This is a genomic window from Kitasatospora sp. NPDC023385 (assembly GCF_055664045.1).
The window spans coordinates 622,344-642,219 of sequence record NZ_JBVOOL010000001.1; the positions used below are offsets into that span (position 1 = coordinate 622,344).

Genomic DNA, 19,876 nt, shown 5'->3' on the forward strand with positions numbered 1-19,876 from the left:
CGGGCAGTCGTCGGATCACCCGTCGATGCCACTCACCACGATGCAGCACGGGATCTGGTTGGAGCAGCAGCTGGCGTCCCCGGTCCGGTACCAATTGGCGAGTGCGTTCGAGATCGCCGGAGACCTCGATCCGAAGCTGTACGAGACGGCCTTCCGGGCCGCCGTGGCGGAGACCGAGCCGTTCCGGACCCGGTTCGCCGTCACCGCCGCCGGGGAGCCGAGGCAGTGGGTCGGCTCCCTCCCCTCCTGGCAGGTACCGGTCGTCGACCTCCAGTGGGAACCCGCGCCGATGACCGCCGCACTGGACTGGATGCGGGCGGACATCGCCCGCCCCCTCGACCTGGCGAACGGCCCGGCGTTCCGGACCGCGTTCCTGCGCCTTGCCGAGGACCGGGTCTGCTGGTACCTGCTCGTCCACCACCTGGTGGTGGACGGCTTCGGCCTGGCGCTGTTCGCCCGACGGCTCGGCGAGGTCTACGCGGCGCTGGAGCGGGGCGAATCCCCTGATCCCGGCCGGAGCATGCCGTTGGAGACCCTGTTCGACGCCGAGCAGGCCTACCGCGCCACGCCCGACTTCGAGGCCGACCGCACGTTCTGGACGGCGAACATGTCCGGCTGGCCGGGGTCCGTCCGGCCGGGCATGGCCCGGCCCGCCGCACCCGGCCGGGACGCACCCGGCCGGACGACCGGGGCGCCGGTGCGCGGCGCGTCCCGGATGCCCGACGACCGGGTGACCGCCCTCCGCGCACGCGCACGCGCACTCGACGTCCCGTGGACCGTGCTGGCGACCGCCTCCGCCGTCCTGCTGGACCACGCCCGCGCCGGCGGAGGCGACGAGGTCGTCGTGGGTTTCCCGGTCTCCGGCCGCACCCCCAAGACGGCGGGCGCCGTGACCGGTGCGGCGTCGAACGTGCTCCCGCTGCGGGTACCGGTCGACCTGGGCCGGCCGGCCGCGGAACTGATCCGCGCCGTCGGCGAGGCGACCACCCTCGCCCTCGCCCACCAGCGCTACCGGTACGAGGACATCCGCCGTGACCTCGGCTTCACCGGATCCGCGCACGCGCCGTACCAACTGACCGCGAACATCGTCCCGTTCAGCTTCGGCCGCACCTTCGCCGGGCGGCCGATGACCCTCCGGCAGCTCAACACCGGCGCGGTGGAGGACCTCTCCGTCGTGATCCGGCCGGAACGCGGCCGGGCCGGCCTGATGGTGGAGGTGCATGCCGAGGCCGGGCGGTACGAGCCCGAGGAGGTCGCCGCCGAGGCCGACCGCTGCCTCCGCCTGCTCGACCAGCTGATCGACGAACCAGGCCGCCCCGTCAGGGAGTTGGACCTGCTCGCACCGGAGGAGCGCAGGCTGCTCGTACCGCGCGCCGGCACCCCCGCACCCCGCTCGACCCGTACGCTCCCCGAGCTGTTCGAACACTGGGCCGCCCGTACTCCGCACGCCCCGGCGGTCGCCCACGGGGACCGGCAGCTCACCTACGCGGAGCTCAACGCGCGCGCCAATCGGCTGGCCAGGACGCTGATCCGGCGCGGCGCAGGGCCCGAAAGCACCGTCGCCGTCCTGCTCCCCCGCTCCGAGGACGTGGTCACCGCGATCCTGGCGGTGTCGAAGACCGGCGCCGCCTACCTCCCGCTCGACACCGGTTGGCCGCCGGAGCACACGGAGCGGATCCTCGCCGACGCCCAGCCGGTCTGCGTTCTCGCCGAGACGGACCTGGCGGAAGCTGCGGCGCCGAACGCCACGGGCTCGACGGACGGCGCCGCCAACCCGACCGACGCGGACCGGACGAGGCCGCTGACGCCCGACCACGCCGCGTACGTCATCTACACTTCCGGATCCACCGGCCGCCCCAAGGGCGTGGTGGTCCCGCACCGCGGGCCGGTGGCCCTGTTGCAGGAGGGCGCCGCCGAGTTCGGTTTCGGCCCCGACGACACCTGGACGATGTTCCACTCCTGCGCCTTCGACTTCTCCGTGTGGGAGATGTGGGGCGCCCTCGCCCACGGTGGCCGACTGGTGGTCGTCCCCCGCGAGGTGAGCCGCTCCCCCCGCGCCTTCCTCGACCTGCTGGCGCGGGAGCGGGTGACGGTGCTCAACCAGACGCCCTCCGCCTTCCGGTCGCTGGACCAGGCCGACGCCGAGGAGCCGGAGCGAGGGCGGGAACTGGCCCTGCGCTGGATCATCTTCTGCGGCGAGGCGCTCTCCCCGGCCGTCGTGCGGTCCTGGTACGGACGGCACCGGGGATCCGGGCCCGTCCTGGTCAACACGTACGGCATCACCGAGACCGCGGTCCTCTCGACCCGGCTCGACCTGGACCACGACCCGGGCCACGACCCCGACCCCGACCGCGACCGCGACCGCGACAGGGCGCAGAACGTCCCGATCGGCAAGGCCCTCACCGGCACCCGGCTGTACGTCCTGGACAACCAGCTGCGGCCGGCACCCCCCGGGGTGGCCGGCGAGCTGTACGTCGCGGGCGCCGGCGTGGCGAGGGGCTACCTGCACCGCTCCGCGCTGACCGCGCAACGCTTCGTGGCCGACCCCTTCGGCCCCCCGGGATCCCGGCTGTACCGCTCGGGCGACCTCGTCCGCGCCCGCCGGGACGGCTCACTGGAGTACCTCGGCAGGGCGGACGACCAGGTCAAGATCCGCGGCTTCCGGATCGAACCGGCCGAGGTCGAGGCCGCGCTGCTGGCCGCCCCCGGCGTGGCAGGCGGCGCCGTGCTGGCGAGCCCGGGCGTTCCGCACGATCCGGCCCGCACCGGGGCGGACGGCGGCGACGGCGGCCAGGAAGCCGACGGGGCCGCACGGTTGGTGGCCTACGTCGTCCCCACCTGCGGGACGGCGGACGATCCCGAGCCGGCGGACGATCCCGGGCCGGCGCTCGCCCGACTGCGGGAATGGCTGCGCGCGCGGCTTCCGGCCCACCTGGTCCCGTCCCTGTTCGTCCCGATCGAAAGGCTGCCGCTCACCCCCAACGGGAAACTGGACCGGGCGGCGCTCCCTTCCCCCCACGCCCACGCGCACCTGCCGTCACGCGCCCCGGGCACTCCGCTGGAAGCCGAACTGGCCGGGCTGTACGCCGCCCTGCTCGCCGTGCAGCACGTCGGCGCCGACGACGACTTCTTCGAGCTCGGGGGCGACAGCCTGCGGGCGACCCGGCTGGTCGCCATGGTGCGCCGGGCCGGCCTCGGCGCCCGGGCCGAGCTGGATGTCCGGGACGTCTTCGACCACCCGACCGTCGCCGGGCTCGCAGCTCACCTGGGCGACCCGGACCGTCCGGGCGGCACCTCCACGCCCTCGGGGACGGCATCGGGGCCCCGGCCCGTCCCCCGGCTTCCCCTGGCCGCGGACCGGGGCGCCGAACCGGTCCCGCTCTCCTTCGGCCAACGGCGCTTCTGGTTCCTGCACCGGCTCGCCGGCCCCGACAGCTCCTACAACGTTCCCCTGGTGCTGCACTGGGACGGCGAGCTGGACCAGGATTCGCTCCGCGCCGCCCTGGCCGACCTCACGGCCCGGCACGAAACCCTGCGCACCCTCGTCCGGCAGGTGGACGGCCAGGCGGTCCAGCACATCCTGCCCGCCCCGGCCGTGCGCCCGGCACTCACGGTCGAACCCGTCACCCCGGACCGGCTACCGGACGCCCTGAGCGCCGCGGCCGGCCGCCCCTTCCACCTGGAGAGCGAACTCCCCCTGCGCGCGGTCCTCTTCACCACCGCGACCACCGAGACCGCCGAGAACTCGCGCCGGCAGACGCTGCTCCTGCTGCTCCACCACATCGCCTGCGACCGCGCCTCGCTGCGGCGACTGCTGGACGACCTCGGCACCGCGTACCGGGCCCGCCTCGACGGCGACGCCCCGGACTGGCCGCCGCTGCCCGTCCAGTACGCCGACTTCACCCTGTGGCAACGCGGACTGCTCGGCACCGAGGACCAGCCCAGCGCCCTGCGGAGCAGCCAACTCGCCTACTGGGACGCGGCCCTGGCCGACCTGCCGGAACGCATCGCGCTACCCGCCGACCGCACGGAGCAGCCGCGGCCCGGGCGCCCGACCGACAACGCGGGCGACAAGGTGGCCTTCACCGTCCCCGCAGACGTCCACCGGCAGCTCCTGAAGGTGGCCGCGGACGAGCAGTCCAGCCTCTTCCTGGTGACGCACGCCGGGTTGGCCGCGCTGCTCACCCGCCTCGGCGCCGGTACGGACCTCCCGATCGGCACCGCGGTGTCCGACCGCGCGGACGCGGAACTCGACGGCCTCGTCGGCTTCTTCGTGAACACGCTGGTCCTGCGCACCGACACGTCCGGAGAGCCGACGTTCCGCGAGCTGCTCGGCCGGGTCACGCAGGCCGACCTGGCGGCCTTCGCCCACCAGGACGTGCCCTTCGACCTGGTCGTGGAGGCGCAGGGGCCACGGCGGGCGGCGAGCGGGCGGGCGGTGTTCGGCCGGGCCCTGTTCCAGGTGATGCTCGTCCTCACCCCCGCCCTCCCGGAGAGGCTGGAACTACCGGGCGCGTCCGCGACGGTGGACCTGGTCGACACGGGTTCCGCCGGGTTCGACCTGACCTTCGGCCTGTTCGAGCGGCGGGATGCCGACGGCACCTGCCACGGCCTCGACGGCGTGGTCGAATTCCGGACCGAGCTGTTCGACCGCTCCACCGTCGAGGCCCTCTGCACCCGCTTCACGCGACTACTGCGCACGGCCGCCGCCACCCCGGACATCCCGGTCCACGCCATCGACCTGTCCGAGCCCGGGAAGCCCTGACGGCCACTCCCCGCCGCGTACCCCGGCCCCGCCCGCGCCCTGCCCCTGATCACCCCCACCGACCGCCGATCAGGGGCAGGGCCACCCGCGCTGCGGCTGACCGATACTTCAGACAGCAGCTCCGGTCGCGGTGCTCGGCGCGGATCCCGGACCAGGCGGTGCCGGCCAGACTGGCTGCGGTGGCCTGCACGGTCGCCCTTCCTGCTGCGGTCGCCCCGGTCCGACGGATCCCACCGCCGCCGGACCGTGGCCGGCTTAGCGGGATGCCGTGAATCGCCGCAGCGGGGTCAAATCGCTCAACTCGTCCTCGGAGCGCGGGACTTCATATCGCTTTGAGCCAGTCGGTATGGGCCGAGGAAGAAGCTGAGGGCAGCGTGCGACGGGCCGTCCGCAACTTCCCCGCTCACCAGGAGCTTGACCACCTCGGCCTCCGGCAGCCACTCCACGCGGGTCGACTCGGAGACATCCTCCGGCGCACCGACCTGAGTGCACCCAGTGACGTGGAAACAGCGGAAATGCGCGTCCGAGATGCCGGCCATGGCGTCGTACTCGGTCAGCAGCTCGACGCGGCCGGGGCGCCACCCGGTCTCCTCCTCGACCTCGCGGGCGATCGCAACGGCCGGGTCTTCGCCGGGCTCGGTCCATCCCGCCGGGACCTCCCAGCCCCAGCGGCCGGTGATGAACCGGTGCCGGTAGAGGAGGAGGAACTCTCCACGGTGGTTGGTCACGACGGAGGTGGTCGACGCCTTCGGGTAGCGGACCACGTGGTGGTCGATCCGGCCGAGCCCGGGCACCTCGACGTCGTCCAGCCAAATCTCCACCCAGGGGCTGCCGTACACCTGCCGACGTCCGAACGTCTCCCACTCCACGGCCGGCCTCCTCACGCTCGCGCCAGTTGCGCTTCCGACTCTCTCACGCGCGCGGTCAGCTCCAGCACGGGCCGCTCGTGGGCCCACGGTGCGAGGGCCTTCTGCAGCCCCTCGGCCCTCAGGACGAGGGGCTGCACCACGGTGGCGCTCGCCAGGTCGAGAGCGCCGCGCGCGATGGAGCACGCCTCGTGCAGGTCGCCCTGCCTGAGCCGGACCTCTGCCAGGTCGAGCGCGAGCACCGACCGCCCCTTGATGTCGGCGACATCGCGGCGGCCGATGGCGGTCTCCAGCAGGGCGGCTGCAGCGTCGTATTCGCCAAGGTGGGCGTACGTCTCACCGGCGATGCCGTCAAGCCGGGGCGCGGTGAAGAAGTCGAGACCGGCCACGGGGTCGGCGGCGGAATCCAGTAGTCGTGTGGCCTCTTCTAGGACTGTACGCGCCGGCTTCCGGTCGCCTCGCGCCGCGAGCGCCCGAGCCAGGTTGGCCGTGACCCAGGCCCGTCGTCGCGCCGGCGAGGCCTCGGCCCGGACAGCGGCCTTCTGCAGGAGGTCGGCGGCGGCGGTGCTCCGGCCGGCGGTGTACTCGGCGATGGAGTGCATGGTCAGGACCCATGCGGCCAGGCCGTCGGCCTCGCCCTCGGTGGCCGCGATTGTCCCGAGCTCGAAATACCCCTCTGCCATAGCACGCCGGCCGAGGTCGTGGCTGGCGAGCCCGAGGAGACCGGACACGACAGCGAGTATCCGCACTCCGCGGCGGCGCGCGTCCACTGCCTGGGGGCGTGTGAGCATCGCGTGCACACCAGCCAGCTGCCGATGCAGCGCCTGCATCGACTCGGCCGGCGGGGTGGACGGGTACCGGAAGGCGATGTCTTCGACTACCAGCTTCAGGCGGGTCAGGGTCGCATCGCTGGCTGTTGAGCGGGTCAGCATGTCGAGCACCTCCCAGGTGTCGGGGACGGCGGCCGGCTCGTAGCCCATGGGGAGGGTCGGCGCCTCCCACTGTCGGTCGGCGAGGCCGAGCATGCGACCGGGGATGCAAAGGCCGTCGGCGATCCGCTCGACGACGGCCATGCTCTCCACCGCCCGGCCGCCGGTCATGATCTCGGTGACGCGGCTGGTCGTGAGCCCGGTGCGACGGGCAATCTGCGCGGCGCCGACACCGGTCCGGCGGACGGCCTGGAACACGGCGCCGATCTGGCGGGCCGCGCAGGCGGCGGCGAACGTCGCGTCGCTGAGCAGGTGTGCGGGCAGCGGTTCCGGCACGGACACGGCGGCCTCCCAGAGTCGTCGGGGCCAGGAGCGTATCGGTCGCAGTGGCTCCACAGTGGGTACTCACCGTGGCCCTGGTGGCGCCACCGGTACCTGCCGATGCTGTGCCCGTGACGACGCACCAGCAGCCGCCGACGTACGCCCAGCTCCACGAGCTGACCTGCATCCACTGTGGCAGAGAGGCCGACGAGCTGGAGCCCGCCGGCCACCACTACACGTCGACCGGCGAGGCATCCGCCCCGCTCGGCTGGTCCGTCGTGGCCTGCGCCAACGGATGCACCCAGGAGGAACAGTGACCGAGCAGCCGGACCCCGCCGAGGACCGGGTGTGTGGCGTCTGCCGGGAGTGCCACGACTACGGCCTCGGCACGTACGACGGGCAGCTCACCGGGATCTACGACTGGATCGTCGACCACGTCGGGTGCCGGTACGCCACCCCCGTCGACTGATCGCGACTTATGCCGTATCACTGGCCGGCATCTGCGTGTTCGTCGCTGTATTGCTGATAGGCCACGCAGACTCCCGCTCCGGCCGTCGTCCCTGGCAGGCAGCCGACCGGAGCGGGTTCCGCAACACCGAACGACCCCGAGGCCATCCGGCCCTCGGGAACCCCTCAGTATGAGGAGGCCCCAGTATGACCACTCCCGAACCGACCCCGTCGCCGACGCCCCCCGGCCCCGGCCCGATGCACCCGGTGACCCCGGAGCAGTTCGTGAGCGCGGTGACGTACAACTCCGTCGTCTCCACCGTCCTCGACAACAACGAGGGCATGACCGTCACGATGGCCGAGCGCATCGTCCGGGAGGCGATCGCGTTCGTCGTCACGGGTGCCCGGCGCCCGCGCCTGGCCATGGCGCCGAGCCGCATCGTGGACGAGGGCTGGCACGCGTTCATCGTCCACACCAAGGACTACGCCGAATTGTGCGAGCGCGAGGGCGTGTTCGCCCACCACAGCCCCGGCTTCGACCCGGGCAACTTCGATCCGGACATCCTGGAGCAGACGCAGGGCGCCATCCGGGCGGAGGGCTTCGACGTCGACCCCGAGCTATGGCGGGCGCCGACGGACGACAGCCTGGTGACTGTGGCGGCGAACTGCCAGCACGCACCCTCGTGCTCGATCAAGCCCATGAAGAAGCCGGAGAAGCCCTGCAACAAGCCGTCCGCGGCCTGACAGGCGCGTACGCTGCCGGGCACACGAGTAGGAGGCAAACCGATGGAATGGATCAACCCGCGGTACGCAGACCTGGTCGCGGAGTTCCGGCGGCAGGACGACGATCTCGACGCCGCCGCCCCGTACGGCGTCCCGCTCCGGCGGGTCGACGGTGAGCTCGTACCCGCACGTCTCGGGTTCATCGTGGACCCGCTCAGCGAGTAACGCGACTCCCTGGCCGGCCGCACGGCGGTGCGGTCGGCCTAATCGTCCCAGAACAGGCGCCAGATCGGCTCGGTGGCCGAGGTCCATGACGTCCAAGCATCCTCGCACACCGACGGGTTGAACGAGTGTCTGTCCGTCGAGGACACCCTGCGCGTGCTCGAAGGCCGGACCATCCATGCCTTCCACATCGAGGGCTGCGGCGGCGGCCACGTCCCCAACGTGCTCAGGATGGCGGGTGCGCCGAACGTCATCGGCTTCTCCACCAACCCCACCCTGCCCTACGACCGGGACGCGATCGCCGAGCACTACGGCATGATCGTCTCCGTCCACGGCCGCAAGGTCGACCTGCCCGGCGACGCCGCCCTGGCCCGCGACCGCAATCTCGGGCCGGCGGCCGGCGGTCGGCTACTGAACGCGACCGTGCCCGGCACCCGCGGAGGGGGCACGGAGGGGCGTGTCGGCCCCTGCGGGACAACCGCGGTCGTCGGATCCCGAGCCCCCGGCGGGGCGGCGCCGGCCGGTGCGACGTGAGAGGCTCACGCCATGGAGAAGCGCGTACTCGGCCGCACCGGCCGTCCCGTCTCGATCGTCGGACTCGGCACCTGGCAGCTCGGTGCGGACTGGGGGGACGTCCGGGAGGAGGACGCCCTGGCCGTGCTGGACGCCTCCGTGGAGGCGGGTGTCACGCTCTTCGACACCGCCGACGTCTACGGCGACGGCCGCAGCGAGCGGCTGATCGGCCGCTTCCTGAAGGAGCGCGCGGACGCGCAGGTGTTCGTCGCCACCAAGTTCGGCCGCCGGGCCGAGCAGCGGCCCGAGCACTACAATCTCGCGAACTTCCGCGCCTGGGCGGATCGTTCACGGGCCAACCTGGGTGTGGAGCGGCTGGACCTGGTGCAGCTGCACTGCCCGCCGACGCCCGTCTACTCCTCCGACGAGGTGTTCGACGCCCTGGACACCCTGGTGGCAGAGGAGCGGATCACCGCCTACGGGGTGAGCGTGGAGACGTGCGCGGAGGCCCTGACCGCGATCGCGCGCCCGGGCGTCGCGAGCGTGCAGATCATCCTGAACGCGTTCCGGCTCAAGCCGCTGGAGCGGGTGCTGCCCGCCGCCGAGGCCGCCGGGGTCGGAATCCTGGCGCGGGTGCCGCTCGCCTCCGGGCTGCTCTCGGGCCGCTACAGCGAGCGGACCGCCTTCGCCCCCGACGACCACCGCACCTACAACCGCCACGGCGAGGCCTTCGACCAAGGCGAGACCTTCTCCGGCGTGGAGTTCACGACCGGCGTCGAGGCGGCCAGGGAGTTCGCCGCGCTCGCACCCGAGGGCGCCACCCCGGCGCAGACGGCGCTGCGCTGGGTCGTCCAGCAGCCCGGGGTGACGGCGGTGATCCCGGGTGCCCGCAACGTGGCGCAGGCGCGGTCCAACGCCGCGGCCGCCGGGCTGGCGCCGCTGCCCGAGGCCACGCTCCAGGCCGTGCGGGAGCTGTACGACCGCCGCATTCGGCCGCAGGTGCACGACCGCTGGTAGCCGCGGGCCCCGACGCGTACGGGCGCCCACCGCGCGGCTCCCGCCGCGCGGTGGCTACTTCTTCGACCACTTCTTCGGCTACTTCTTCTTGCGGCGTTTGGCCGGTTCCGCCGGTTCCGCGGGTTCCGGCGTCGCGGCCCCGGGTGTGGTGCTCAGCATCACCGTGTAGTTGCGGTGGACGAAGAGCCGGTCGATCTCCGGGACGCTGGAGGAGCCCACGCCGCAGCAGGCGTAGTGGATCGTCAGCGGCGGCGCGTCCTCGTCCTGGTCCTCGCGGGCCGCGAGGAGTTCGCGCACCTTGTCCTGCAGCGTGCCGGCCTCGACCGAAGTCGCGCCCTCGGCCAGGTGCTTGGCGTCCAGGGGCATCAGTTTGTAGTTGATGACCTCTTCGCCCGCGCGGAAGGTCTTGGGGTAGTCGGCCGGCATGGGCTTGCGCTTGTTGTTGTCCCCGACCAGTTCGAGGTCGTCCGCGGTCGGCGGGTTGCCGGACTCGACGAGCTTGGCCACCTCGTTCTCCAGCCACGCGCCGGGCGGGGCGTAGACGACGAGTTCGACGCCCGCGGGCACCGTGAAGGTGGCCTTGAGTGCGCGGCTGCGCGGGTTGTCGGGGTTCTTGGGCAGGCGCTGGTTGTCGCCGAACCGCCCGTGCCCGCTGATCACGGTCGTGTCCCGCTCCTGCTGCTCGGTGGAGCTGCCGGGCATCCGCTGGACGGCCGGCGCCTCTGCGGCGAGCATCCGGCCCACGGCGGCGTTCCCGACGGACCGCTGAAGGTCAGTCAGGCTGCGGGATCGCAGCGGTGCCGCGGATTCCAGGGGTGTCTCGGATGCCGCGGAGTGCGGCGTCCTACGGGTCCGACGGCCTGCCTGCGCGTGCATGGCGTCGCTCCTTCGGTCCGGGATTCACGCGGAACACGGTCAGGGCGATGGTAGGGGCCGGCTGTGGGCGGGGACAGGGCGCCGCGGGCACATCCGGGGCAAGCGGACCTGCCCCGGAGCGCCGGCGCCCCAGACTGCGGGCTCCCGCTCCCGTGGTCGAGGACGGGCCGACCACGTACGCTCCCCCGGGTCCGGCTCAGCCGGGCCGGACGTCTCCGTGCCCCACGACGCGGGGCCGGGCCGCCGTGAGAAGGGCGTGCAGCACGATTGCCGTCAGGGTGCCGGCGACGACTCCGCTGCCGAGGAGCGGGCGGAGCCAGTCGGGAAGCCCGCCGTACAGGCCGGGGGCCACCACCGGGAGCAGGCCCGCCGTGAGGGCCAGGCCGGCGACCAGGGTGTCCGGCGAGTCGGCTCCGCGCACCCGGCCGAGCATTTCCACCCCCATGACTGTGATCACCGCGTACACGACCAGCGCGGCCCCCGCGACGACCGTCGGCGGCAGTCCGGCCACCAGCCGCGACAGCGGCGAGAGCAGGCCGGCGGCGATCAGCAGGCCCCCGGCTCCGGCCGTCACGAAGCGGCTGCGGACGCCGGTGAGCCGGTTGATGCCGATGTTCTCGGAGCTGGTCACCATGGTCGGCGTGCCGAGGACTCCGCTGAGCAGCGAGGTCAACGCGTCGGCGCGGGCCACCCTCGGTACGTCCCGGCCGGGGTTGGGAACGTCGCTGTTGAGCACCGTCTGGCCGGTGGCTTCGGCCAGGGAGGTGAGGCTGAAGAGCAGCAGCGGGAGCGCCGCCACCAGGTCCAGCTTGGGGGTGCCGTACGGCAGGAGGTGCGGGAGGGAGGCGCTCGCCCCGGCGGCCGGGGCGAGCCGGCCGAGGCCGGTGGCGACGGTGAGCACCGCGCCGCCGACCAGGCCGATCAGCACGGCCGACTGGCGCCAGGCGCCCCGCAGCAGCAGGTGCGCGACGAGGGTGACCGCGACCGTGAGCCCGACCGCGGCCAGGGCGTTGGGCGCCGCACTGCCGCCCGTGCCGGCCAGGAGCAGCGCGGTGACCCGCACCATCGAGATCCCCACGAGCAGGACGGTCACCCCCGTGACCACCGGGGGGAACAGCCTGACCACACGTCCGTACCAGGGGGTGACCGCGAGGAGCAGCGCCGCCGCGAGCAGCACCGACCCGGAGGCGACGGCCGGCCCGTGGTCGTGGGCGATCTGGACGAAGAGCGCGGTGGCGGCTCCCCCCGGCAGCATCACGAACGGCAGCCGGGCGCCGAAACCCCACGCGCCGAGCGACTGGAGCACCGAGCCCGCTCCGGACAGCACCAGCGCCGCGCCCAGCAGCGACGAGGTCTGGCCCGGCGTCAGCCGAAGCGGTGCCGCGATCAGGAACACGGTGGACACCGGCGTCGCCGCCATCGCCAGCACGTGCTGGAGGGCGAGCGGAACCAGCCGCCGCAGGGGTGGGCGCTCGTCGGCACCGGTCACCGGCGGGCACTCGTCGGCACCGGTCACCAGCGGGCGCTCGTCGGCACCGGTCACGGGCGGGCGCTCGTCGGCACCGGTCACCAGCGGGCCTCCAGCCACGGGATCTCCTCGGGTGCGTAGCGGTAGGCGCGGAAGACGGCGTTGGGTTCGGCGGGGAACAGCTTCCGGACCTCGCTCTCGCGGTAGGCGCCGAAGTGCGGAATCACGTACTCCCAGCAGAGGTAGCCGTCCGGTGTCACCTCGAAGAGCCGGCCGGCGGGCGAATCGGTCACCAGGGTGTTGCCGTTGGCCAGCCGCTGCGCCGCGCCCATGAACGGTGCGAAGAAGGACTCGCGAGCGGGGTCGTGGTACTCCCACACCACCTCGTCCCGGGTCCGGTCGATCTCCACGACGCGTGAGTAGGGCACGTCGTGGCCGGGACGGAAGACGCCGTTGTCGAAGACCAGGAGACGGCCGTCGTCCAGTTCGGTGGGGTGGTGCTGCTGGGAGAGTGTGCCGGGCCTGCTGCGCCAGAGGATCTCCCCGGTGGCGCGGCTGATCACCACGACGGCCGAGACGCTGCGCAGGCTGGCCAGCACGTTGCCGTCGGCGAGCGGGGTGACGCTGTTGATGAGCGGCCAGTGCTCGCGGGCATAGTCGGGGTGAAGCGGGTAGGCGGCGCGGTCGAGGTGTTCCGCGGCGCGCCAGGTCCAGCGTGGCGAGCCGTCCGCGCCGACCTCGGTGATGGTGTCGGCCCACACCGTGGTGCCGGCGGCCTCGGAGCCGGGGACGCCGCCGAGGACGGTCTTCGCCTCCAGGCCGCGCAGGGGTTCGACGCCGGCGTAGAGGACGCCGCCGTCGTCGAGGTGGTGGGCGTCGTGGTGCTGGTGCGGATCGCGGTGCTGCCACAGGACCGCGCCGTCGGCCGCGGCGCGGAGCATCACCCCGCCCCGGTACTTGTGCCACATCGGAAAGAGCGACTGCTCGCCCGGCAGCACGCCGTTGTAGGCGAGTTGGCCGCCCACGAGCCGGGCGTGCCGGCCGGGCCGGTAGGGCAGCCGCCACCGGTGCGCGGTCTCGCCGTGCAGGTCCACGAGGTACACGTCGCCGCCGCCGGTCAGCGGGGCGAACAGGGTGAGACCGGGGAAGGCGGCGTCCGGGTCCAGGGCGATGAGTCCGGTGCCGCGGCGGCGGCGCTGGTTCTGGTCGACGCGGGGCATCGATCACTCCGATCTAACTTTGTTTGATGACGTCAAAGTGCTTCGACGATAGGAGCGTCATGTGACGGCCTCGTTGCAGCCGTACGAAACCTGCCGAAGGAGTCGTAGGGTGACCGGAGAAAAGGAGCGTGATCATGAACGGTGCGGTGCCGGGGGCGGAGAGCGGCGACAGCCGGGGGGCCCAGCCGCGGCTCGGCGGCGCCATCCGCCGGCGCCGCCGAACCCTCGACCTGACCCTGGCCCAGGTGGCCGGGCGCACCGGCCTCTCCGCCCCCTTCCTCAGCCAGATCGAGAACGACCGGGCCCGGCCGAGCATGCGCTCCCTCCAGCGGATCGCCGACGCACTGGAAACCACCGCCGTCGAACTCCTCACCGCCGCCGACCCCGCCGACCGCCCGGTCGACATCGTCCTCGCCCACGACGACGCCGGCCTGGCCCCGGACACCGGAGTCCGCCCCCTGGTCCGCGGACGCCGCCCCCTGCACGCCCTGGAGTTCACCGGCGACCACCAGGCCGACCGCGAATTCCTGCACGCTGGCGACGAGTTGATGTACCTCGCGGACGGCGCAGCCGAGGTGGAAGCCGACGGCCGCCTCTACCGCCTGCGCCGGGGCGACACCCTCTACCTGACCGCCGGAATCCGCCACCGCTGGCGCAGCACCCACCCCGACACCCGCCTCCTCCTCGTAGCCGTCTCCGACCACCTCGCCGACACACCCCGCCCCCGCGCCGAATGAGACCTACGGCCCCGGCCCCTTGACCCAGGGCTTGCGCCACAGCCACCCGGCCCGGGCCTCCTGGCGCTGACCGCCCTTGACGCGGCCGACCCCGGCACGGCCGATCCCGATACCCCCGCCGCCCGAAACCTCCTCGCCCAGCCGACCAACCGATCGTGTGAATCCTCCGACGGCTGCACGCTGCGCACCCCCTCCCCCACCGGGGCGCCCGTACCCGCCTCGCCCCGGCCCAGCGCACGGCACTCGAACGGGCTCTCGCCGCCTGCGTACTGGGCTCCGCCACCCTGCCGGGCGCCCTTCCCAGCTGCCGAAAGAAGTGCTGACCGGCGCCCGGGGGTGCTCGAAAAGTCCCAGTTCGACCCGGGCTCGCCCGGAGGAAATCCGCTTGAACGCCCAATTCGAACAGCACCATCATCAGTCGCCTCGACCCAGACAAAGCCATCCAACTTCAGTGCCCAAAACCACACTTGCCGCACTCAATGCCGACTAGCCGGCTCCGCGCGCTCGAACACCACCCGCGTCGGGAGTGCCGCGTGGAAGCTCCACCACCCAGGCCACCAGCACCGCCCCTCCCGACCGGCCGGCCACGCCCGCCCGCGACACCGAGGAGTCCTCCAGTGATCGACTTTGACGTACTCACCGACCTCGCCGCCCGCGAGGGCACCGAACGGATCGGCGTCGGCGTCGTAGTGCGCGACGGCTCGGGTCGGACCCTGATGATCCGCCGCTCCCCGCACAACGTCCTGCCGGGCCGGTGGGAGTACCCGGGCGGCGCCCGGGAGGACGGCGAGGCGGTGCCGATGGGCGCGGCGAGGGAGCTGGCCGAGAAGACCGGACTCACCGGCCTGCCGCTGGAGTACGCACGGCACCTGGACCTCACCGATCAACGCGGCCTGCGCGTCCGCCAGTTCGTGTTCACCGCCGTCGTGCCGGACGGCACGCCGGTGACGCTCTCCCGCGACCACGACGCCCACCAGTGGGCGAACGCAGACGCCCTGCCGCCAGCCAGCGACGGGCAACAGGCGGTGATCGCGTGGCTCACCCGGCGCCTGGGCATCCCGGGCTGGCGACCGGTCGGCGGCTACCTCACCACCATCGCCCGACCCAGCGCCTACGGCTGCTACGCCGCCGCCGAGCGCGCCGCCCTGGCCGCCCGCCAGCCCACCGGCCGCCTGGTGACGGCCGGGGAGGTCGCTGCCGCGATCTCCTACCTGGCCTCCCCCGCCGCCGCGTCCGTCACCGGCACGGCCCTGGCCGTCGACGGCGGCATGGCCGGGCTCCGGCTGCGCCCGGCCGGGCCGTGAGGACGAGCCGACTGCGCCGGGTCCGACTCGGTCGCAGCTCCGTCACCGCCACCCGGCTCGCCTTCGGCGGCGCCGCGCTCGGCAACCTCTTCACCGCGGTCGACGACGCCACCGCCACCGCGGCGGTCGAGGCCTCCTGGGCGGCGGGCATCCGCACCTTCGACACCGCGCCCCACTACGGACTGGGCCTGTCCGAGCGGCGGCTCGGGCAGGCCCTGCGCGGCCGCCCCCGCGCGGAGTACCAGCTCTCCACCAAGGTCGGCCGGCTGCTGGAGCCGGTCCCCGGGCCGGTCGGCGACGACCTCGCCGACGGCTTCGCCGTCCCCGCCACGCACCGGCGCCGCTGGGACTTCACCGCCGACGGCGTGCGGCGCAGCCTGGAGCAGAGCCTGCTGCGCCTCGGGGTGGACCGCGTCGACACGGTGTACCTCCACGACCCGGACGACCACCTCGACCAGGCCGTCGCCGAGGCGGTTCCGGCGCTGGAGCGGCTGCGTTCCGAGGGCGTGGTCGGGGCGATCGGCGCGGGGATGAACCAGTCCGCCGCGCTGACCCGGTTCGTCCGCGAGACCGAGGTCGACGTGGTGCTGCTGGCCGGCCGGTACACCCTGCTGGACCAGTCGGCGCTGACGGACCTGCTGCCGGCCGCGGTGGAGCGGGGCGTCTCGGTGGTGGTCGGCGGGGCGTTCAACTCGGGTGTGCTGGCCGACCCCCGGCCCGGCGCGACCTTCGACTACGCCGCCGCTCCACCGGAGTCGGTGGCGCGGGCGCTGCGGATGCAGGAGGTCTGCGCGCGGTACGGTGTGCCGCTGCGGGCCGCGGCCGTCCGGTTCGCGTTCGGCCACCCGGCCGTGGCGAGCGTGCTGGTCGGCGTCCGCACCGCGGCCGAGGCCACCGACGCCGCGCGGCAGTTCGACCTCCCGATCCCGGACGCGCTCTGGGCGGATCTGAAGGCGTCGGGCCTGCTGCCGGCCGACGTCCCGGTACCGAAGGACGGCATCTGATGCGCATCGCGCTCTTCATCACCTGCTTCAACGACACGCTCTTCCCCGACACCGGCAAGGCCGTCGTCCGGATCCTGGAGCGGCTCGGCCACACCGTCGAGTTCCCCCAGGACCAGACCTGCTGCGGGCAGCTGCACTTCAACACCGGCTACCGCCCGGACGCGATGCCGCTGGTGGCCGGCTTCGTCCGGGCCTTCGGCGGGTACGACGCGGTGGTGACGCCGTCCGCGTCGTGCGCGGGCATGGTCCGGGAGAATGGTCGGGCAGCAGGGTCAGGGCGCGTCGGCCCTGGCCGGGGCCGGCGTCGAGACGGATTCGAGCTCGGGCCGGGCAGCCCGGGCTGCGGCCGTCTTCCGTTCCCGGTGGACCCGTTCGATGCGTTGTCCCCAGCCTGCGCCCACCAGGATCAGCGCGGCGCCGAGGGCGCCGATCAGGCCCAGGCGGTCGCCGCCGACCGCGATGCCGACCAGCAGCGCCCAGACCGGTTCGGTGCCCAGCAGCAGGCTGACCCGGGTCGGCGAGGTGGTGCGTACGGCGCGCATCTGCACGAAGAAGGCGAACACCGTGCCGATCAACGCGAGGTAGAGCAGGTCCGCCCACTGGCCGGGGCTCATCCGGGGCACCAGCGCCAGGAAGGAGGTCCCGACCAGGGGACTCAGCGCGCAGAAGAGCACCGCTGCCGTGGCCATCTGCAGCAGGGTGAGGTTGTAGGAGTCGTACTGCCGGCCGGCGGCCCTGCGGTGCATCACGGTGACGTGCACCGCGCGCACCGCGGCCGCTGCCAGGATCAGCAGGTCTCCCGTCGACGGGGCGTGCAGCCCCGAGCCGGACGCGAGCAGAGCCACCCCGACCACGGCGAGGACCGCGGCGAGGAAGAACCGCCGGGGCAGCCAGGACCGCCCCACCACGCTGTCCAGCAGGGGCGTCATCACGATGGTCAGACTGATGATGAGCCCCGCGTTGGTCGCGGTGGTGTGCGCGATGCCGTAGGTCTCGAACGTGAAGATCACAGCCAGGATGGCGCCCAGCAGCACGCCGGTGAGCCATTCCTCGCGGGTGGCCCGGCGCAGCCTGCCGACGCCGGCCGGAAGCATGGCCGCCGCGGTGACCAGGAACCTGAGGGCCAGGACCGCGACCACGGTCGACGGACCGACCAGCTCCTTGGCTGCCAGGTAGGTGGAGCCCCAGACCGCGGCGACGAGCAGGAGCAGGACGTCGATCAGCGCCGTGCGGGAGGCGAAGCCGGGCACGATCACCTTCTCTCTTCGGGCACGTGGTCAGGCGGTCAGGCGGTCAGGCGGTCAGGTCCGGCACCGGGCCGACAGGGGGCCGGCGGTTCGGCGGTCGCCGTCACACGGTGGCGTAGGGAGCGTTCTCCTGGTGGATCGAGTACTTCTCCCAGGCCTCCCGGTCCCGCAGGTAGCGCGGGTTGTCGGCCAGGATGGCACGGGTCTCGGCGCCGCCGGGTGCCAGCTTCCAGCGCACCGAGCCGCTCACCTGCGCCGCGCACACCTCGACGAACGACTCCAGCGCCCGGTGCAGTTGGCCGTACCAGCGGCCCTCCAGCGACTCGCGCACCCAGAGCTGCTCGACGTGCATCTTCTCCCGCAGCAGCTCCGCGTCCAGGGTGGCGGTCTCCAGCTGCCGGTAGGTGCGCAGGAGCAGCCAGGCCGCCGGCATCTCGCGGATCTCCAGCACCTTCTCGCCGTTGTCGAGGTGCTCGAGGCCGCTGTAGCGGCCGAGCCCGTACGCCCCGACCCGGGTGTTCAGCGCGGCGATGATGTCGATCAGTTCCAGCTCCGCTCCGTCCACCGCGGTGGGGACGCCCCGCTCGAGCCGGATCTCGATGAACTCGCCCTGGGCGCCGGGGCGCGGGGAGCTCCACTGGTACATGTGCTCCGGCACGGCGTGGTCCTCGGGGTCGTCGAGGATCCCGGACTCGAATTCCCGGCACCACAGGTTGGAGTCGCCGCTGACCACCCGGGCGCTCATCTGGTCCAGGCCGACCGCCTTGAGCTCCTGGATCTTCTGCTCCCGGTCGACCGGGTCGAGGTCGTACGGACTGCCGTACCGGCCCTGGTAGCCGAGCAGGGAGAGGGCTCCGTTGAGTCGGCGCAGGGTGTTCTGGGAGCGGTTCGCGGTGTGCAGCACGGCGGTGGCGCCGAGCCGGCCGGCCAGCTCCATGGCCAGCTTGGCGATCAGCGGCCGGCTCAGCGTCGAGCTGACGGGATGGGTGTCGAGGTAGACCGCGTGGGCCTGGATGGCCGGGCGGACGAACCCGTCGACGAAGGCCGCGCGCCCGTCGAGGACGTGCAGCCGGACGCCGAGTTCGTCGGCTATTCGCTGTTTGTGCTCACTGGTCTCGTCCTCCCCGAGGTCCACGCTCACCGCATGGATGTCCCGGAAGCCCGCGTCGCGCAGGCGCAGCAGCAGGTAGGTGCTGTCGAGTCCACCGCTGAACAGGGTGACGACGGGCTTGTCGGCGTCCAGCGCTTCGGTGGTGAGCTGCCGGAACGAGCGGATGAGCTGTCCTTGGGCCATCGGATCTCCTTCGAGGGTGCCCCGGCTTCAGCCGGGGGGTAGGGGTGCCGCTCGTTTGCCGGGGAGGCGGGGAGGAAGCGCGCGCCCGCGTCGAGGTGCCCCCGGCCGACGGCCGGGGGCACCTGGGGCCCGTCAGGGCGAAGTGGAGTCTCGACGTGCGCGGGCGTGGGCCGAGCCCCTACTCCGCTCGCTTCCCGGTGCGGCTGAACATGGCGATGAGCACGTCGCGGTGGCCCTGGCCGCCCTCGGCGGCGGGCGTGAGCGGGGTGACGCTGTGCAGCATCCGCTCGTCGTCGGCGTAGAGGAACTCGCCCGGCTCGCTGAGCTTGACCTCGTCCACGCACTCCCGGGTGGCGGAGTCGTAGATCCGGCTGAGCCCGCCGTCGACGGAGTCGCGCTCGATCAGCAGCGTCAGTACGTAGTCGACGCCGTCGCGGTGGATTCCCTCCGGGGTGGGCTTCCCCTGCTCCGCGCCCTGCGCCAGGATCCGGTTCTGGAAGGTCTGGATCGTCCACACGTCGGCGCCGGTGCTCCCCGGGGAGTCGGACAGGGCGGCGGCGCACCACTGGAAGATCGCGCGCAGGACCGGGTTGGCCGACGTCCGGCCCTCGAAGGCCTCGAAGTGCCGGTCGATGCCGCCGTTCAGGTAGTTGACGTCCCGGGGCTGGCTGTACGGCACGTGCGGCAGCAGCGTCAGGGCGTCCGTCGCGGTGTCGTAGGAGAACTCGGAGTACCGGCGCTCGCGGTAGGTGCCGCCGTCCGCCATGTAGCCGTCCTGCCGCAGGTTGCCCCAGCTGCCGGTGAACTGCTTCCAGTCGGCGCCCTGCAGCAGCTGTGCGTCGAGCACGTCGCCCAGCCGGCCGTGGGTGTAACCCTGCTGGTGGATCTGCTGCGCGTGACGGGTGGTCACATCGGCGGTCATC

17 protein-coding genes and 2 pseudogenes are annotated in these 19,876 nt (G+C 73.0%); 11 read left to right on the forward strand and 8 right to left on the reverse strand.

The window, feature by feature from the left end; translation table 11 throughout:
• Positions 1-25 precede the first annotated feature (25 nt).
• Positions 26-4,765 carry an amino acid adenylation domain-containing protein gene (locus AC0B61_RS02675; RefSeq protein WP_471738766.1) on the forward strand — a complete coding sequence of 1,580 codons (4,740 nt, stop codon included), beginning with the start codon at positions 26-28 and terminating at the stop codon, positions 4,763-4,765.
• Positions 4,766-5,061: 296 nt separating this feature from the next.
• Here the strand turns inward: AC0B61_RS02675 and AC0B61_RS02680 are convergent, their stop codons facing one another.
• Entirely contained in the window at positions 5,062-5,634 is a 573-nt protein-coding gene (locus tag AC0B61_RS02680; RefSeq protein ID WP_471738767.1) for an NUDIX hydrolase, read from the reverse strand.
• A gap of 11 nt (positions 5,635-5,645) precedes the next feature.
• Positions 5,646-6,902 carry a helix-turn-helix domain-containing protein gene (locus AC0B61_RS02685; protein ID WP_471738768.1) on the reverse strand — a complete coding sequence of 419 codons (1,257 nt, stop codon included), beginning with the start codon at positions 6,900-6,902 and terminating at the stop codon, positions 5,646-5,648.
• 110 nt (positions 6,903-7,012) lie between these two features.
• Between AC0B61_RS02685 and AC0B61_RS02690 the strand changes: the two genes are divergently transcribed.
• The 6 genes and pseudogenes from AC0B61_RS02690 (at position 7,013) to AC0B61_RS02715 (ending at position 9,803) form a co-directional block, all read left to right on the forward strand.
• Entirely contained in the window at positions 7,013-7,198 is a 186-nt protein-coding gene (locus AC0B61_RS02690; protein WP_471738769.1) for a hypothetical protein, read from the forward strand.
• A complete protein-coding gene (locus AC0B61_RS02695; RefSeq protein ID WP_471738770.1) occupies positions 7,195-7,350 on the forward strand; it encodes a hypothetical protein in 156 nt (51 codons plus the stop codon). Before AC0B61_RS02690 ends, AC0B61_RS02695 begins: the two co-directional genes overlap by 4 nt.
• Positions 7,351-7,535: 185 nt before the next feature.
• Complete coding sequence (locus AC0B61_RS02700) at positions 7,536-8,072, forward strand: hypothetical protein (RefSeq protein ID WP_471738771.1); 537 nt, start codon at positions 7,536-7,538, stop codon at positions 8,070-8,072.
• A 42-nt stretch (positions 8,073-8,114) separates the two neighbouring features.
• Positions 8,115-8,276, forward strand: a complete 162-nt coding sequence (locus tag AC0B61_RS02705) for a hypothetical protein (protein WP_471738772.1) — start codon at positions 8,115-8,117, stop codon at positions 8,274-8,276.
• A 72-nt stretch (positions 8,277-8,348) separates the two neighbouring features.
• Positions 8,349-8,654 (forward strand): annotated as a pseudogene (locus AC0B61_RS02710) (urease subunit alpha); the annotation flags it as partial.
• 165 nt (positions 8,655-8,819) lie between these two features.
• Positions 8,820-9,803 carry an aldo/keto reductase gene (locus AC0B61_RS02715; protein ID WP_471738773.1) on the forward strand — a complete coding sequence of 328 codons (984 nt, stop codon included), beginning with the start codon at positions 8,820-8,822 and terminating at the stop codon, positions 9,801-9,803.
• 78 nt (positions 9,804-9,881) lie between these two features.
• Here the strand turns inward: AC0B61_RS02715 and AC0B61_RS02720 are convergent, their stop codons facing one another.
• From AC0B61_RS02720 to AC0B61_RS02730, 3 genes are all read right to left on the reverse strand, one after another.
• Positions 9,882-10,538 (reverse strand): putative adhesin, encoded by a 657-nt coding sequence (locus AC0B61_RS02720; protein ID WP_471738774.1) that lies wholly within the window; start codon positions 10,536-10,538, stop codon positions 9,882-9,884.
• A gap of 337 nt (positions 10,539-10,875) precedes the next feature.
• Complete coding sequence (locus AC0B61_RS02725) at positions 10,876-12,267, reverse strand: uracil-xanthine permease family protein (protein ID WP_471738775.1); 1,392 nt, start codon at positions 12,265-12,267, stop codon at positions 10,876-10,878.
• Complete coding sequence (locus AC0B61_RS02730; protein WP_471738776.1) at positions 12,246-13,367, reverse strand: aryl-sulfate sulfotransferase; 1,122 nt, start codon at positions 13,365-13,367, stop codon at positions 12,246-12,248. The genes AC0B61_RS02725 and AC0B61_RS02730 overlap by 22 nt, the downstream gene beginning before the upstream one ends.
• 134 nt (positions 13,368-13,501) lie before the next feature.
• Here AC0B61_RS02730 and AC0B61_RS02735 point away from each other — a divergent pair, with 134 nt between their 5' ends.
• From AC0B61_RS02735 to AC0B61_RS02750, 4 genes and pseudogenes are all read left to right on the forward strand, one after another.
• Positions 13,502-14,104: a helix-turn-helix domain-containing protein gene (locus AC0B61_RS02735; RefSeq protein WP_471738777.1), complete on the forward strand. Its 603-nt coding sequence runs from the start codon at positions 13,502-13,504 to the stop codon at positions 14,102-14,104.
• A 617-nt stretch (positions 14,105-14,721) separates the two neighbouring features.
• Positions 14,722-15,408: an NUDIX hydrolase gene (locus AC0B61_RS02740; protein ID WP_471738778.1), complete on the forward strand. Its 687-nt coding sequence runs from the start codon at positions 14,722-14,724 to the stop codon at positions 15,406-15,408.
• The gene (locus AC0B61_RS02745) at positions 15,405-16,412 is read left to right on the forward strand and encodes an aldo/keto reductase (protein ID WP_471738779.1); all 1,008 of its coding nucleotides are present in this window, start codon (positions 15,405-15,407) and stop codon (positions 16,410-16,412) included. The genes AC0B61_RS02740 and AC0B61_RS02745 overlap by 4 nt, the downstream gene beginning before the upstream one ends.
• Positions 16,412-16,699 (forward strand): annotated as a pseudogene (locus tag AC0B61_RS02750) (heterodisulfide reductase-related iron-sulfur binding cluster); the annotation flags it as partial. The gene AC0B61_RS02745 and the pseudogene AC0B61_RS02750, both read left to right, overlap by 1 nt.
• On the opposite strand, the gene AC0B61_RS02755 reads toward AC0B61_RS02750, so the two are convergent.
• The 3 genes from AC0B61_RS02755 to AC0B61_RS02765 all read right to left on the reverse strand — a co-directional run bounded on the left by AC0B61_RS02755 (position 16,685) and on the right by AC0B61_RS02765 (position 19,875).
• Positions 16,685-17,662, reverse strand: a complete 978-nt coding sequence (locus tag AC0B61_RS02755; protein WP_471738780.1) for a DMT family transporter — start codon at positions 17,660-17,662, stop codon at positions 16,685-16,687. The pseudogene AC0B61_RS02750 and the gene AC0B61_RS02755 sit on opposite strands and share 15 nt — an antisense overlap.
• 100 nt (positions 17,663-17,762) lie before the next feature.
• Positions 17,763-18,953, reverse strand: a complete 1,191-nt coding sequence (locus tag AC0B61_RS02760) for an argininosuccinate synthase-related protein (protein WP_471738781.1) — start codon at positions 18,951-18,953, stop codon at positions 17,763-17,765.
• Positions 18,954-19,131: 178 nt separating this feature from the next.
• Complete coding sequence (locus tag AC0B61_RS02765) at positions 19,132-19,875, reverse strand: 2OG-Fe dioxygenase family protein (RefSeq protein WP_471738782.1); 744 nt, start codon at positions 19,873-19,875, stop codon at positions 19,132-19,134.
• Between the last annotated feature and the right edge of the window lies 1 nt (position 19,876).

Excerpts from the sequence above, each read along its gene's own strand:
- AC0B61_RS02760 (WP_471738781.1), bottom strand. The coding sequence starts at position 18,953 with ATGGCCCAAGGACAGCTCATCCGCTCGTTCCGGCAGCTCACCACCGAA.
- AC0B61_RS02720 (WP_471738774.1), bottom strand. The coding sequence starts at position 10,538 with ATGCTCGCCGCAGAGGCGCCGGCCGTCCAGCGGATGCCCGGCAGCTCC.
- AC0B61_RS02675 (WP_471738766.1), top strand. The coding sequence starts at position 26 with ATGCCACTCACCACGATGCAGCACGGGATCTGGTTGGAGCAGCAGCTG.
- AC0B61_RS02705 (WP_471738772.1), top strand. The coding sequence starts at position 8,115 with ATGGAATGGATCAACCCGCGGTACGCAGACCTGGTCGCGGAGTTCCGG.
- AC0B61_RS02765 (WP_471738782.1), bottom strand. The coding sequence starts at position 19,875 with ATGACCGCCGATGTGACCACCCGTCACGCGCAGCAGATCCACCAGCAG.
- AC0B61_RS02730 (WP_471738776.1), bottom strand. The coding sequence starts at position 13,367 with ATGCCCCGCGTCGACCAGAACCAGCGCCGCCGCCGCGGCACCGGACTC.
- AC0B61_RS02700 (WP_471738771.1), top strand. The coding sequence starts at position 7,536 with ATGACCACTCCCGAACCGACCCCGTCGCCGACGCCCCCCGGCCCCGGC.
- AC0B61_RS02715 (WP_471738773.1), top strand. The coding sequence starts at position 8,820 with ATGGAGAAGCGCGTACTCGGCCGCACCGGCCGTCCCGTCTCGATCGTC.
- AC0B61_RS02735 (WP_471738777.1), top strand. The coding sequence starts at position 13,502 with ATGAACGGTGCGGTGCCGGGGGCGGAGAGCGGCGACAGCCGGGGGGCC.